Consider the following 13728-nt stretch of genomic DNA (forward strand, 5'->3'; position numbering starts at 1 on the left):
CTTCTAAGTCAAACGTCATCCTGAACTTGTTTCAGGATCTATTTCGAAAGTATTCCAAAACTTTTACCTAAAAGTAAATAACATATTCGCCAAAAAATTCCAAACAAAAACAATTACAATCGCAAAAAACTTCGCCACATAAAAGTTGGTTCCGTTTTTTCTTTGATGGAATAGGTAAATGATGAAGGTGTTTAAACCCAAGCCGATTAAACTCACCACTAAAAATTTGCTAAACTCAGTTCCCCAATGACTATTTGTGCTCTGGAATGTCCATATCCGGTTAATGAGATAATTATTGGTTACGGCTAAAGTAAAACCAATGGCATTAGCAATGTATTTATTGATCTTGATTTTCTCTTTGCACAGCCATGTCGCGCCGAAATCTATCGCCATCCCGAGGAAACCCGTTAATCCAAATTTTAAGATGCGGAAGAATAAATCCATGTTAATGTATTTTAACCAGATAAAAATTTTCTAAAACCTGTGGACGTGTTTTGGCATTTAAAAATTTACCCGTCAGTTTCGTAGTATGAAAGTATTCAAACGATTTTAAAATTTCAGCATTGTACTCGCTTTTTAGTTTTGCCAATTCCTGTTCCGGAATGTATATAACCAAGTCTTTTAGATGCTTTGATTTGTCGAGATCACTATAATTATGCAGGTATTTTACTTCTCCCGGGGCATAAAAATCAAAAGAAAATGCATCTATATAATTTAATACTGCAGGTTTAGCGGTAGGATAATTTTGCTTTAACCAATTACCGGCCTGCATACCCGATTGATATTTTAAAAGAGCAGGGTAGAAAAAAATGAATAGAAATATCATTAATCCGACAGATAAAAATGCACTTCTGGCAATGATGGTTTCCAACAAAATGCCTTTAAATAGTAAGAAAGAGATGGCAAAAATAACAATCAGGATTCCGATAATTATATATGGATTTTCAAAACCAAAGAAATAAGCAAGCGCAGAAAGCAGAGCAATAACCAAAATGAAAATGATATTCTGTATAATGAAGAAAATTTTTAAACCTTTGGTGTCAAGCTCCCTTAAGTACAAGGCAGTTATGATCGAAAACTGGGGAAAGATAATCAGGATGTAATGCGGCAACTGAAATTTAGAAAGAGAAAAGATCAGAAAAGTAACCGCTGCACTTGCCCAGATCATAATGCTTTCGGGAGCTAAAGCAATTCTATTTTTTCTTTTAAACAGATTTACTACTGCCGTATAAAATAGTACAGACCAGGGAAGGAATGCCCAAAGGGTAGTGTGTAGAAAAAACGAAATATCCCCTTTGCCTTTAATTGGCCCGTTGTTGAAAAACCTTCCAAACTGACTGTCCCAAAAGAAAAACTTTAACCCAGAAACACCTGTCCTTTCAAAAACAATTTTTTCGGGATGCAGATCGAATTGCGTGTAAAGCGAATACAACTCAGGGGTAATAAAAACAAAAATCAAAAGGATGGCGATATACCATTTTGGTTTTAAAAGCTGACGGTACTGTTTTGTAAGCAACCAGTAGATAATAAAACCGGCAAATACAGGAATCAATACAAAAATTCCTTTGATTAATATTGCACAGGCCGCAAAAAATGAACCTGCTACAATGCGCCAGAAAGAATTTTGATGTGCCTTATAGTAATGGTAAATAGATGCTAACGTGAAAGTTGTAATATAAATTTCGGCCCTAACATCAAAAGTAGAGGTGATGATATGTAAGGCACTCAGAAAAATTACCGCACTGATTAACCCGGTTTTTTCATCGTATATATCTTTAGCTAACTTGTATAAATACCATGCACCCAATAAACCGAATAGAAATGATGGTAATTTATAGGCAAAGGACGATATTCCGAAAATTTTAAAGGACGCGGCAGAAATCCAAAAAGTGAGGTGGGGTTTATCCAGCCAGTCGGCCCCGCGACCGTAAAGATTAAACCAATCTTTAAACAGAATGATGTTTTTAGACATCGAAGCATACAATGCTCCATCAGGCTCCATCACGCCGCCAAAAAGTGCTGGTATACTCGCAATTGCAAGTAAAACGATCAGGAATTTATATAGGGTTGTATCTTTTAAGTTCATTTACAAGAAGCAAATATGAGCAAAAAAAAGTCAAATTTTTTTAAGGTTTAAGATTAACAAAGGCAAAGCCTTATCTTTGCTTCATGACAAAGTTATCGGTTAATATCAATAAAATTGCTACACTTCGCAACAGTCGCGGAGGTAATAATCCTGATCTGGTTAAGGTTGCATTAGATTGCGAACGTTACGGTGCGCAGGGAATTACGGTACACCCACGCCCTGATGAACGCCATATCCGCTATCAGGATGTATACGATTTAAAAGCCGTTATTGCGACAGAATTTAATATTGAAGGAAATTGCAAAGAAGATAAATTTGTTGATCTGGTTTTGGCCAACAAGCCTGCCCAGGTTACTTTGGTACCCGATGCGGAGGGTCAGATTACTTCGAACCATGGTTGGGATACCATCAAACATAAAGATTACCTGAAAGAAATGGTAGCTGTTTTTCAAAAGGAAGGCATCCGTGTTTCTATTTTTGTTGATCCGGTTGTAGAAATGGTTGAAGGGGCGGCAGAAACCGGAACAGACCGTATCGAATTATACACAGAGGCTTATGCCCATAACTATTTTGCCGACCGCGAAAAGGCCGTGGTGAATTATATTGCTGCAGCACACCACGCCAATAAATTAGGTTTAGGAATTAATGCGGGGCATGATCTCGACCTACACAACCTACATTATTTTGCACAAAGCATCCCAGGTTTGCTGGAAGTTTCTATCGGCCATGCTTTAATTAGCGATGCACTTTATTTAGGTTTAGAAACTACCGTTCAGAAATATTTACAGCAATTGGCTTAGTTTTTTAACCGCCAAGACTGCAAAGAAAAGGAACGCAAAGAAACGCGAAGTAGGCTGTATAGATTTTAGTTAATCTTGCGCTGCTTTGCGGAAAGTTCTGTGTCCTTTGCGGTTAAATATTGAATTTTATGTTAAAAGGAATTCTCCTTGTTTTTTTTGGTGCCTGTAGTTTTGGTATCCTGTCTACTTTTGTAAAACTCGCTTACCACGAAGGCTATACTTTGGGTGATGTTACCGGTGCCCAGGCTTTTTTCGGCGCCTTAATTTTATGGGTGTTGTTTTTCTTTCAAAGTAGAACAGCAGCTTATAAGGCTAAAGTGGTTCCGGCTAAAACACCTTGGTGGAAAATGATAATCGCAGGAACCTGTACGGGCTTGGTGAGTATCTTTTATTATCAGTGTGTAAAGCTGGTACCCAATTCGGTAGCGATTATTTTATTGATGCAGTTTATCTGGATGAGTATTTTAATGGAATACCTCATTTTTAAAAAGAAACCTACTGGCTTACAATTAGCCGCTATTTTATTGGTTCTTGGTGGTACAGTTTTAGCCAGTGGAATGGTAGAAACCAGTATCGGAAGTATGGATTTAAAAGGGATTGGTTTCGGTTTATTGGCTGCACTTTGTTATGCGGGCTTTTTATTATTAAGCGGTAGAATCGGAAATGAATATGCTCCTCTAAAGAAAAGTGCACTAATGATTACCGGCGCCTGTATATTGATCTTCATTATTTTTCCGCCAACATTCTTATTTAATGGTGCTTTGGGTGGAAGTTTATTGAAATGGGGATTGATTATCTCAGTTTTCGGTACGGTTATTCCCCCTTTATTTTACGCAGAAGGCGTGCCCAGAATTGGTACTGCCATAAGTTCGATATTAAGTGCAGCAGAGTTACCTGTTGCCGTAATGATGGCTGGTTTTGTGCTGCAAGAGCAGGTGTCGTTTTTAAGGTGGGTTGGTGTGGTGGTAATTTTATCAGCGATGGTTTTACCGAATCTGAAGTACCTTAAAAAAGGTAGAGGCTAGGAAGGTTGAAGGTGTAAGGTTAAAATACGCGATAAATAATCTTCCGACTTTCGGACCTCGGACACCCGACTTATTGAAAAATTAAATACCTTTAAAAAGCATAAAACATATACACATGAAAAAACTTACTATTTATATTTTATCTTTTATCATCATTGGTTTCGTAGGATGTAAAACCAAAACCACCATTAATCAGGATGAGGCTGCTGAAGTGATCACCAGCTACTTAAAAGCTAATCCCGAATATAAAACCACGAGGTTTAAATTTGGGGAGATGAAATTTAACAGTACAAATGATATGTTCGAGCTGGGAAAATATAAATCTTTGGCGAGCAAAGGTTTGGTTACCCTAAGCTTAAAAGAAGCCAAAAAGAAATTCCTTTCAAAAGATAGCAGTTACGTTTATCAGATTACTTTAACTGATAAAGCAAGTCCGTTGGTATTGAAACAGGATGCCGACAGGGCCACTGTAAAAGTGGTAGAATATGTTTTATCAGACGAGAAACCAGTCGATTTTGCTCAGGTAAACTCAAGTACAGCAAAGGTTACCGTATCACTTAAAATGACCACTACTGATTTTGAACCTTTTGATAAGGACGCAAACAAAAACAGCAACTTCATTACTAAAACGTATAAATTAAAGTTGAGTAAAGATGAGGGATGGAAAGTGCAGAAGTAAGAAAAAGACTAAAGCTAAAAGATCAAAGATAAAAACGGAATGCATATTGCGGCCCTGCAACCTCTGTTTCTTGTAGTGCCTTCGTTTTTAAACCCGACAGAAGCGAAAATCCTTCTTGTTTACAGCAACCTTGAATATTGCTGTCATGCTGAGGCACGAAGCATCTGCAGGCTATGAAACAGATGCTTCGTGCCTCAGCATGACAGGAGAGTGGCAAAAAGATTGAAGCGAATGGCGGGAGCAGACTTAAATTTTAGCACAGCCACTGCTTTCCAAAATCTTAATGGATATAAAAAGTTAACTGCCCAGGCTTTTTTGAATAAAGGTTTTAAGTTTCTTAAACAAATCCTCTTTTTTTGGCCTTTCATTACCATTATGGGTTAAATCATTGTCGTAATGCTTTTGCATCTCTTCAGCGTAGTCTTTTTGAGGTTGGCTACCCAACTTTAACACCTCGATAAACCGGACGGCATTGTTATTTAAGGTGCTGTTAAATGAAACTGCGTAGTACTCGCTCCGTTCTGATGGATTTCTATTGTTGTTGTTTTCCTCTGCTCCGTTTTCTGCAAAATAATCGACATGAAGAATAAGCGGGTTTAATTTTTTCAATCTCTTAGTGCCTTTACGCTCATTCCTCCAGGGATGTTCTTTTTTATAAAGTTGAGCGAGCAGGAAATCCTTTTTCCAAAGCGTAATCTGGTGCGACATTAAATAATTTGACGCCTCGTTATCGATCTCTGCAATATTAAATCCTTCAATAAAATTAGTGGTTTCTTTAGTTTTGTAAACACCAGAACTATGGAGTTTAACCTGTTGCCAATCGTTTTCAATTGCCTGTTCGAACAGTGCTGTAAAGAACTTAGGATTTACAGGTTTGCTCAACCACATATCTTCCTGGAAGTAGAGTATATACTCTTCATCTAAATTGCTTAAAAGCGTTACCAGGCGATCAGCCCATTCGCCTTTGCCCGATTTGATGTTTGCGAAGCCGCTCACATCTGCAGTTCTTTCTTCTGTAGCGAAATAATAATTGCATGGTATTTTAAAATCCCAGTTTTCTGAGAACGTGTAATCAAAACCTTTATAAAGAAATTCATAACTATCGCAGGCATGAACTAAAAGTGCGACGTTATTTTTGCAAGTTGACATAAAAGGGTATAGGGTAGGTAAATGCTTTTCAAATTTAAGAAAATGCTTTTTTCGTTTGCTTTGGTAGCTAATATTTTACGTTGCAGCTGCTTATTGATTCGGATCAACGGATGCGAGAAGATTGGAGTTAACCATGGCGACAAAATAAATTTTAGCATAGCCACAGCTTTCCAGATAATCAAAATATTGGCTTGAAATTGAATAAACGTTTGTCCTGGTTTTTGCTAATAAAATCTATCTATTTTGTAGCTTTTAAGTATAAATAAGACGCCTTTTTTATACTGATTGATAGTGAAATACAGCTTCGTTTTTGCTACCTTTGCACGCAAATTTATTATTCATATCGCATGAGCTTAAATATCCACTACAAGGAAGATTTTCAAAATCGTCATATTGCACCAAATGAGGCAGATACAGCTGAAATGTTGCAAACTGTTGGCGTAAATTCTATTGATGAGCTGATTGAACAAACTGTCCCGACGGCAATCAGATTAAAACAGCCATTAAATTTGCCTGCAGCAAAATCAGAAATTGAATATCTTGGTGCTTTAAAACAAACTTCATTGTTGAATAAAGTTTTCAAAAGCTTTATCGGTCAGGGTTATTATGATACCATTACTCCGGGTGTAATTTTGCGTAACGTATTCGAAAATCCGGGATGGTACACACAATATACGCCATATCAGGCAGAAATTGCGCAGGGACGTTTACAGGCTTTGTTAAATTTCCAAACCATGGTTATCGATTTAACAGGAATGGAAATTGCCAATGCATCTTTATTGGATGAAGGTACTGCTGCTGCTGAAGCCATGTTTATGCAATACAGCTTGCGTAAAAACCAGGCGGCTAAAAAATTCTTCGTTTCCGAACTTGTTTTTCCTCAAACGATCGATATTTTAAAAACACGTGCTAATCCTTATGGTATTGAACTGGTTATCGGAAGTCATTTAGATTTCACTGCTACCGAAGAATTTTTCGGCGCAATTGTTCAATATCCGGCAGGAAACGGTGAAGTTTTTGATTATGCAGCCTTCGCATCGGCATTACACAGCCAAAATATTAAATTAACCGTAGTTGCCGATATTTTAAGCTTAACCTTATTAACGCCTCCGGGCGAGTGGGGAGCTGATGTGGTAGTAGGTACTACACAGCGTTTGGGTATCCCAATGGGCTTCGGTGGGCCGCACGCAGCATTTTTTGCAACTAAAGAAGAATATAAACGTAACATCCCAGGCCGTATTATCGGTGTAACCATCGATAGCCATGGCGATTACGCTTTACGTATGGCTTTGCAAACCCGCGAGCAGCACATCCGTAGAGATAAAGCAACATCAAACATCTGTACCGCACAGGCATTATTGGCCATTATGGCTGGTTTTTATGCTGCTTACCACGGTCCAAAAGGATTAAAAGCAATTGCAGAACGTACACACGGTTTAGCCATCAGTTTAGCCTCTACTTTAAAAGGCTTAGGTTTTGAACAGTTAAACTCCGCTTATTTCGATACCATCCGTTTTGATTTAGGCGATTTAAAAGGTGGCATCCATTCGGGATGTATCGATAACGAAATCAACTTAAACTATGTTGGTAACGTTGCAACTATTTCGTTCGACGAAACCAGCACTTTCGAAGATGTAGCTTTAATTGCTAAAATCTTTGCAAAGGTTAAAGCTATCGCAGCAGATCAGGTTGAGGTTGTAGAAAATGTAGAAACCGTTATTCCGGCTGCCTTACAACGTACTTCCGCTTATTTAACACACCCAATTTTTAACTCGCACCACTCAGAACACGAGATGTTGCGTTATATCAAATCATTAGAAGCAAAAGATTTATCGCTTTGCCACTCTATGATTGCTTTGGGTAGCTGTACCATGAAATTAAATGCGACAGCAGAGATGATCCCGGTTACCTGGTCTCACTTTGGCCGCATTCACCCATTTGCTCCTGCTGATCAAGTATTGGGTTACTATTCGGTTTTTAATGAACTGGATAAATGGTTAAGCGAAATCACTGGTTTTGCGGCCATGAGTTTACAGCCAAATGCTGGTGCTCAGGGTGAATATGCTGGTTTAATGGTTATCCGTGCTTATCACCACGATAGAGGCGATTTCCATCGTAACGTAGCATTGATTCCTGCTTCGGCACACGGAACCAATCCTGCTTCTGCTGCAATGGCCGATATGAAAATTGTGGTAGTTAAATCTTTAGAAAACGGTAACATTGATGTAGAAGATTTAAAAGCTAAAGCCGAATTACATAAAGATAACCTGTCGTGTTTAATGGTAACTTATCCATCTACACACGGGGTGTTCGAAGAAAGCATTATTGAAATCTGCGAAACCATCCACGCTAACGGCGGACAGGTTTATATGGATGGTGCAAATATGAATGCACAGGTTGGTTTAACAAGTCCGGCCAATATTGGTGCGGATGTTTGTCACTTAAACTTACACAAAACTTTCTGTATCCCTCACGGTGGTGGTGGTCCTGGTATGGGTCCAATCGGTGTGGCTAAACACCTGGTTCCTTATCTTCCAGGTCATGCTGTGGTTGATATTGATAAAGGAAAATCTATTTCTGCAGTTTCATCTGCACCATGGGGTTCGGCTTCTATCCTGATCATTTCTCACGCTTATATTGCGATGATGGGTGCTGATGGTTTAACCAATGCTACCAAATATGCTATTTTAAACGCAAACTACATGAAAGCGCGTTTAGAGCAGCACTATCCGGTACTTTATTCAGGTGCTCAGGGTCGTTGTGCACACGAGATGATTTTAGATTGCCGTTCGTTCAAGGCTTTTGGAATCGAGGTGACTGATATTGCAAAACGTTTAATGGATTATGGTTTTCACGCACCAACAGTTTCGTTCCCGGTTGCGGGTACTTTGATGGTTGAACCAACAGAATCAGAGCCTAAACATGAGTTAGACCGTTTCTGTGATGCTTTGATTGCGATTAAAAACGAAATTACTTCGGTAGAAAACGGAACTTTAGATAAAACAGATAATCCTTTAAAAAATGCACCACATACCGTTTCGGTAATTACTGCTAACGAATGGGATCATGCTTACAGCCGTCAAACCGCTGCATTCCCGCTTCCTTATGTGTTAGAGCGTAAGTTCTGGCCATCGGTTGGTCGTGTTAACGATAGTCACGGCGATAGATCATTGATCTGTGCCTGTCCACCGGTAGAGAGTTATTTGGAAGAAATCGTTCCTTAGTAAGGTAGAAGGCGGGAAGGCAGAGGGTTTAAGGTTTTCCTTTCCACTGCCTTAAGTTCTCTTTTCGTCATTGCGAGGAGGAACGACGTGGCAATCTATTTAGATAAATTTTGAGCCCAAGCTCGTGCCCTCACGAACATATTGATCTGCAAGTCTTATAAATTCATTTTATAAAACTTGCAGATTTTTTTTTGGAAATGAATGTTAGGTTTTCATAGGGGAGTACAGTCCTGCCATTCGCTTCAATCTTTTTGTAGTGTCTGTCATGCTGAGGCACGAAGCATCTGTTTCATAGGTTGCAGATGCTTCGTGCCTCAGCATGACAGCATATTCAAGGTTGCTGCAAACAAAAAGGATTTCCGCTGCTATCAGGTTTAGGAATGAAAGGTTGTAAGTAAAACTAATATTGCAGTTGTTAACTCTTTTGCACCTGTAGATAACTGGCATAAATATTATATTTGGGTTACCTATCAATTATGACCAAAATCAACTATAATAGAATAAAGGCCGCTCTAGCTGAAAAAGGGATTACCAATAAAGAATTGGCTGATGCACTAAAAATTGCACCGGAGACCGTATCAAGCTGGTGTACCAATACGGCTCAGCCTTCAATTAAAAGGCTGTTTGATGTAGCAACATTTTTGGATGTTGAAGCAGGCGAGCTATTGGTTAGCTGGAGAAAGAGATGATATTTAGAGGTTAGAACAACTTTCCATCCTATGCCTTTTTAGGTTTAGCACAAAAACCCTCTACCTTAAACCTTCCGCCTTTCTATTCACATAAAAAATAAACGGATTAAACCTTAACCTAATACTACAGTCAATAGAATGATTTTAAATAAATCGATTTTTTTTGAAAAAACTTAACATAGGTCAATAGCAATAGATTGCTAGTTCATCTATATTTGTATCAAATTTTAAAAAACCAGAAAATGAAATTAAAAATTAGCTCAATTTTTTTATTAGTGGCAGTAGTAGCATTGTCAGCCTTTAAAAACCCAACCAAACCAGTAACTTATACTGTTGATGCAGCAAAATCGACCATCACCTGGATTGGTAAAAAAGTAACAGGTTCTCACAATGGAACAGTAGCTTTACAATCAGGTACATTAGCCGTTAGTGGTAAAAGTGTAACTGGTGGTACTTTTGTTATCGATATGACTTCAATTAAAGATGCTGATGGCAGCGCAAAATTAGAAGGACACTTAAAAGCAGACGATTTCTTCGGTACAACTAAATTCCCAACTTCAACTTTCGTAATTACTAAAGTTGCTGGTTCAGGTGCTAACGTAACGGTAACAGGTAATTTAACCATCAAAGGTATCACTAAACCATTAAGCTTCCCTGCAACTGTAACGGTAAATGCAGATGGAACAGCTTCAGCTTTAGCTGGTAAAATCATTGTAGACAGAACTAAATATGACATCAAATACGGTTCGAAATCTTTCTTCGATAGCATTGGCGACAAAGCAATTGATGATAACTTCGAATTGACAGTTAAATTGGTAGCTAAGAAATAATTATTTCCGTCTCGGAAAAAGGAAAGCCTCGACATTTGTCGGGGCTTTTTTTGTTTAACCGCAAAGAGCGCTAAGCTTGACGCGAAGGTGCGCTAAGTTTTTACCACAGAGTGCATTGAGTTTTACACTGAGGAACACAGAGTTTAAATATAGATATGCACCCAGCTCTGTGTACTTTGTGCCTTTCTCCGTGGCCTTTGTGGTGAAAAAGATGATTTTGTTTAACCGCAAAGAGCGCTAAGCTTGACGCGAAGTGGCGCTAAGTCTTTAACAACCGAGTGCATTGAGTTTTACACAGAGGAACACAGAGATTCTATAACTATAAGTACCCAGCTCTGTGAACTTTTTGCCTTTTCTCTATGATCTTTGTGGTAAAAAAGCAACTCTGCGCGCTTTGAGCTTCTTCTTTGCGCGCTTTGCGGTAAAAAACGAGTTGGCTTATCTAATCTTAAACCCGCCCTCAACAACATCAACAAAACCAGTTGCTGCGCTTTTACCATGGTAGAACAAACATTCCCAGTTTTCTTCTGCGGCTCTCTTTCCAAATTCTTTTCTTAATTCCATCGCCTTGCGACCGTCGAAATCGTATTTGGCAATAAAGTTTTTAACAAGTTCTTCAGGTTCAGGCAAAACATCGCCACCAAAAAATACCTTTTGATTACCTTCTGTTAAAAGAAAAACCTGGTGGTTCGGACAATGTGCCCCTGTAAATTCGTAAGCAATAGTTTCATCCAATGCTCCATCGCCCTCCACGAACTTCAATTGCGCGTTACGTTGAACAAAATCGAAAATATCGGTGTGGTAAGACGAAGACGTGCTGCTAAATGCCGTTTCCCATTCACCACGGTTAATTACATATTCTGCATCAGGGAAACTTAATTCAACTTTATCATTTCCTTGCTTGTGGATCATGCCACCAGAATGGTCATAATGTAAGTGAGACATTAAAACTTTAGTTATATCAGTAGGATCGAAACCTGCATTACGGATATTTTTATGTAAAATCAGTTCGCCGTGGTCATCACTAAAACCTAAACCCGTATCAAAAAGTACGAGATCGTTTTTCAACTCAACCAAAAAAGGCTGAACATTGATGAATAATGAAGCAGGTCTGTCTTTATAACTATGAATAGCTGGGTCGAAAGGTACAAATTTCTTTGACGCATCAACTGAGTAGGTTCCTTCGAAGAGGGTGTGTACTTGCAAAATATGAATCTTTTAATGTTTATACAAAGGTAACAATCTAAACCTGAGTATTTGTTTTGGTAAAAGCTTGGATACTTCCTTTTTTTGTAAAATAGCATATTTAAATTTCTCTCTTGAACCTCTGAATTATAATTTCCCATTCGCTATTCTCATTTGCAAAAAGGTATTTCTAAGTAAAACCTAACTTTTTGTATTTAAATGTTTTGTACAATAGCCCATTAAAGTTTACCACTAGCGTATCCAATTAAAATGTATATTTACTGTTCGGAGACAAAATAAATGGAAAAAAGATGGGTACTGGCATCAGATTGTAATGATGATACGGTAGCAAAAATAGCAGAACAACTTAACATTGACCGATCACTTGCACAGATCCTCGTGCAGCGGAATATCTGTGATTTTGATCAGGCGAAAGATTTCTTCAGACCTGATCTCGATCACCTTCATGATCCTTTTTTAATGAAGGATATGGATGTTGCAATCGCCCGTATCGAAACTGCATTGGCAACACATGAAAAAATATTGATCTATGGCGATTACGATGTGGATGGTACAACTTCGGTAGCACTGGCCTTCAGTTTCTTTTCGCAGCTCACTAAAAATATAGAATATTATATCCCCGATCGCTACCTGGAAGGTTATGGCATTTCTACTGCTGGAATTGACTACGCTAGCGAAAATGGATTCTCATTAATTATAGCGTTAGATTGTGGAATAAAATCGATCGATAAAATTGATTATGCTAATACTTTAGGCGTCGATTTCATTATCTGTGACCACCATTTACCTGGAGATGAACTGCCTCAGGCCATTGCCGTTTTAGATCCTAAACGTTCAGACTGTCCATATCCTTTTAAAGAACTTGCCGGCTGTGGGATCGGTTTTAAACTTGCACAGGCCTATGCGCAAAAACATGGACTAGCAAAAGAAACTTACCTCCAGTATCTGGATTTAGTAATGGTGAGCATCGCAGCAGATATTGTTCCCGTAGTAGGGGAGAACAGAATTTTAGCTTATTATGGGCTGAAAAAACTCAACTCCAATCCTTGCGAAGGCTTACGCGCCTTAATGGAAGTTTCAGGCAAAACCGAAAATTATACCATTACTGATGTGGTTTTCACATTAGGTCCGCGGATTAATGCCGCTGGCAGAATAGACCACGCCAAACATGCCGTTGCTATGCTGCTCTGCCAGGTAGATAGTAATTCATTGGAGCAAAGCGAACTCATCAACCTTAAAAATACAGAACGCAAAACCTACGATCAGGACATTACCCGTGAAGCTTTGGCTTTAATTGGCGAAAGTGATATCCTGATCAACAAAAAAACGACTGTCGTTTTTAACGAGAACTGGCATAAAGGGGTTATCGGGATTGTAGCTTCGCGTTTAACTGAAAAGTACTATCGCCCAACGATTGTATTAACAAAGTCTAACGGACATGTAGCAGGTTCTTGCCGGTCGGTAGTTGGTTTTGATTTATACGAGGCCTTAAGTGGTTGCGCTCATTTATTAGATCAGTATGGCGGGCATAAATTTGCTGCAGGCTTAACCATGCAACAACACAATGTAGATGCCTTTGCTGATAAGTTTGAAGAAATTGTGGCAGCAAGCATCACAGAAGAGCTGCTTACACCAATGATCAGGATTGACGCCGAAATTGAACTGGCGCAGATAGATGGCAAGTTTTACAGGGTTTTATCACAGATGGGGCCATTCGGGCCAGAAAATATGGCACCTATATTTGTTACCCATAACGTATATCTCGCACAGCATGCCATGGCAGTTGGCCAAAATCATTTAAAAATTAATATAAAACAACAAAATTCGCCTATTTTTGAAGGCATTGCTTTCGGGCTGGCCGAATTTCAAAACCTTTTACAACCAAAAGTACCTTTTTCGGTTTGTTATACGTTAGAAGAAAACGTATGGAAAGATAAGAAGCGTTTGCAGTTAAATATTAAAGGAATAAAAGTTAATTAAATATTTCTAAGGTGTCATCCTGAGCCTGTCGAAGGACATTTCGACAAGCTCAATGTTACA

Annotated in this window: 11 protein-coding genes; 7 read left to right on the forward strand and 4 right to left on the reverse strand. The window is 38.6% G+C overall.

Annotated features, from left to right (window positions below):
- Positions 1-63 precede the first annotated feature (63 nt).
- Both BCL90_RS23640 and BCL90_RS23645 read right to left on the reverse strand, forming a co-directional pair.
- Complete coding sequence (locus BCL90_RS23640) at positions 64-444, reverse strand: GtrA family protein (protein WP_121287766.1); 381 nt, start codon at positions 442-444, stop codon at positions 64-66.
- A gap of 1 nt (position 445) precedes the next feature.
- On the reverse strand, positions 446-2086 hold the full coding sequence (locus BCL90_RS23645) for an ArnT family glycosyltransferase (protein WP_121287767.1): 1641 nt from the start codon (positions 2084-2086) through the stop codon (positions 446-448).
- A gap of 83 nt (positions 2087-2169) precedes the next feature.
- Between BCL90_RS23645 and BCL90_RS23650 the strand changes: the two genes are divergently transcribed.
- The 3 genes from BCL90_RS23650 (at position 2170) to BCL90_RS23660 (ending at position 4590) form a co-directional block, all read left to right on the forward strand.
- Positions 2170-2886, forward strand: a complete 717-nt coding sequence (locus BCL90_RS23650; RefSeq protein ID WP_121287768.1) for a pyridoxine 5'-phosphate synthase — start codon at positions 2170-2172, stop codon at positions 2884-2886.
- Positions 2887-3014: 128 nt separating this feature from the next.
- Entirely contained in the window at positions 3015-3911 is an 897-nt protein-coding gene (locus BCL90_RS23655) for an EamA family transporter (protein ID WP_121287769.1), read from the forward strand.
- A gap of 115 nt (positions 3912-4026) precedes the next feature.
- A complete protein-coding gene (locus BCL90_RS23660) occupies positions 4027-4590 on the forward strand; it encodes a hypothetical protein (RefSeq protein WP_121287770.1) in 564 nt (187 codons plus the stop codon).
- Between the two features lie 297 nt (positions 4591-4887).
- On the opposite strand, the gene BCL90_RS23665 is transcribed toward BCL90_RS23660, so the two are convergent.
- Entirely contained in the window at positions 4888-5739 is an 852-nt protein-coding gene (locus BCL90_RS23665; protein WP_121287771.1) for a hypothetical protein, read from the reverse strand.
- A 347-nt stretch (positions 5740-6086) separates the two neighbouring features.
- Here BCL90_RS23665 and gcvP point away from each other — a divergent pair, with 347 nt between their 5' ends.
- The 3 genes from gcvP to BCL90_RS23680 all read left to right on the forward strand — a co-directional run bounded on the left by gcvP (position 6087) and on the right by BCL90_RS23680 (position 10482).
- Positions 6087-8963, forward strand: a complete 2877-nt coding sequence (gene gcvP, locus BCL90_RS23670; RefSeq protein ID WP_121287772.1) for an aminomethyl-transferring glycine dehydrogenase — start codon at positions 6087-6089, stop codon at positions 8961-8963.
- A 476-nt stretch (positions 8964-9439) separates the two neighbouring features.
- Complete coding sequence (locus BCL90_RS23675) at positions 9440-9652, forward strand: helix-turn-helix transcriptional regulator (protein ID WP_121287773.1); 213 nt, start codon at positions 9440-9442, stop codon at positions 9650-9652.
- A gap of 242 nt (positions 9653-9894) precedes the next feature.
- Positions 9895-10482, forward strand: a complete 588-nt coding sequence (locus tag BCL90_RS23680) for a YceI family protein (protein WP_121287774.1) — start codon at positions 9895-9897, stop codon at positions 10480-10482.
- A 438-nt stretch (positions 10483-10920) separates the two neighbouring features.
- On the opposite strand, the gene BCL90_RS23685 is transcribed toward BCL90_RS23680, so the two are convergent.
- Positions 10921-11688 carry an MBL fold metallo-hydrolase gene (locus BCL90_RS23685; RefSeq protein ID WP_208529917.1) on the reverse strand — a complete coding sequence of 256 codons (768 nt, stop codon included), beginning with the start codon at positions 11686-11688 and terminating at the stop codon, positions 10921-10923.
- A 279-nt stretch (positions 11689-11967) separates the two neighbouring features.
- On the opposite strand from BCL90_RS23685, the gene recJ reads away from it, so the two are divergent.
- Positions 11968-13668, forward strand: a complete 1701-nt coding sequence (gene recJ, locus BCL90_RS23690; RefSeq protein WP_121287776.1) for a single-stranded-DNA-specific exonuclease RecJ — start codon at positions 11968-11970, stop codon at positions 13666-13668.
- Positions 13669-13728 lie beyond the last annotated feature (60 nt).

The sequence above is a fragment of the Pedobacter alluvionis genome (assembly GCF_003664035.1).
Taxonomy (GTDB): domain Bacteria; phylum Bacteroidota; class Bacteroidia; order Sphingobacteriales; family Sphingobacteriaceae; genus Pedobacter; species Pedobacter alluvionis.